1 protein-coding gene is annotated in these 1,734 nt (G+C 63.9%); it reads left to right on the forward strand.

Annotation, left to right across the window (positions count from 1 at the left end; all coding sequences use genetic code 11):
- Nucleotides 1-83 precede the first annotated feature (83 nt).
- A complete protein-coding gene (locus tag V7773_RS30165; RefSeq protein ID WP_336076488.1) occupies nucleotides 84-1,625 on the forward strand; it encodes an alkaline phosphatase D family protein in 1,542 nt (513 codons plus the stop codon).
- Nucleotides 1,626-1,734: the final 109 nt, after the last annotated feature.

Below are 1,734 nucleotides of genomic sequence, written 5' to 3' on the forward strand. Positions count from 1 at the left end.
TGTGGGAGTGGGGGGCATAAGATCCCTGTCACACCCACTTCACACAGCCATGCTTAAGTTTTCCCATTTCAAGGGAGAACACCATGAGCGAATTCGACCTGGGCCGTCGTCGTGTGATGCAAGCCGTGGGGGCGGGGTTGTTGTTGCCGGGGTTGGCGCCGGCGGTGATGGCTTCGGTCAAGGATCGCCCGGTGCTCACCGACGGTGTGCAGTCCGGCGACTTGCAGGGCGATCGGGCGATGATCTGGAGCCGCAGCGACCGTCCGGCGCGGATGGTGGTGGAGTGGGACACCCGCAGCAAGTTCAGCAATCCCCGCCGCTTTGTCTCGCCCCTGGCCGACGCTCGCAGTGATTTCACCGCCCGGGTTGAACTCACCGGGCTGCCCCGTGACCAGGCGATTTTCTACCGGGTGCATTTCGAAGACGCCCAAAGCGGGGTTGCCAGCGAACCCTGGCTCGGCCACCTGCGCAGCGTGCCGCAGTTCAAGCGCAACATCCGTTTTGTCTGGAGCGGCGACACCGTCGGCCAGGGCTTTGGCATCAACCCGGACATCGGCGGCATGCGCATCTACGAAGCCATGCGCCTTCGCCTGCCAGACTTTTTTATCCACAGCGGCGACACCATCTACGCCGACGGCCCGGTGCCGGCGCAAATCACCGCCGAGGGTGGACGGCTCTGGCGCAACCTCACCACCGACGCCAAGAGCAAGGTCGCCGAGACCCTGGATGAGTATCGCGGCAACTATCGCTACAACCTGATGGACGAAAACGTACGCCGCTTCAATGCCGAAGTGCCGCAGATCTGGCAGTGGGACGACCATGAGGTGGTCAACAACTGGTCGCCGGGCAAGCAACTGGACGAGCGCTACCAGACCAAGGATATCCACAGCCTCGTGGGGCGTGCGCGACAGGCCTGGCTGGAATACGCACCGATGCGCCTGCAAAAGGCCGACGGCGGCGGGCGGATCTACCGCAAGCTCGGTTATGGGCCGCTGCTGGATGTGTTCGTGCTGGACATGCGCAGCTACCGCGAGGCCAACGACGCCAACCTCGGCGCGGCCAAGCCGTTCCTGGGGCGTGAGCAATTGAATTGGCTCAAGCGCGAATTGAAGCAATCCCGTGCCCAGTGGAAAGTCATCGCCGCCGACATGCCCATCGGCCTGGGGGTGCCAGATGGCGAGGCCAGCCCCGGGGTGCCGCGTTGGGAAGCGGTCGCCAACGGTGATCCGGGCGCTGCCCAGGGGCGGGAAGTGGAGATCGCCGAATTGCTGGGTTATCTGCGCAAGCATCAGGTGCGCAACTATGTCTGGCTCACCGCCGACGTCCACTATTGCGCCGCGCATCACTACCACCCCGAACACGCCGCGTTCCAGGATTTCGAACCGTTCTGGGAGTTCGTCGCCGGGCCGTTGAACGCTGGCAGCTTCGGGCCCAATGCCCTGGACAAGACCTTCGGCCCGGAAGTGGTGTTCCAGAAAGCCCCGCCGGCCCAGAACACCTCGCCGTTTGCCGGGTATCAGTTCTTTGGCGAGGTGAACATCGACGGGCCAAGCGGGGAGATGAGCGTGGTGTTGCGGGATCTGGAGGGTGTGGCGGTGTTCGAGAAGAAGTTGCAGCCGGTTTGAGAAGACTGATCGTTCCCACGCTCCCGCGTGGGAATGCATCCCGTGACGCTCCGCGTCACATCCAAGCGGAACGCAGAGCGTCCCTGGCGGCATTCCCACGCGGGAGCGT

The organism is Pseudomonas sp. 3JA (assembly GCF_036961705.1).
GTDB lineage: Bacteria > Pseudomonadota > Gammaproteobacteria > Pseudomonadales > Pseudomonadaceae > Aquipseudomonas > Aquipseudomonas fluorescens_Q.

What these genes read in the sequence shown, in the direction of transcription:
- V7773_RS30165 (WP_336076488.1), top strand. Translation starts at nt 84, where the DNA reads ATGAGCGAATTCGACCTGGGCCGTCGTCGTGTGATGCAAGCCGTGGGG.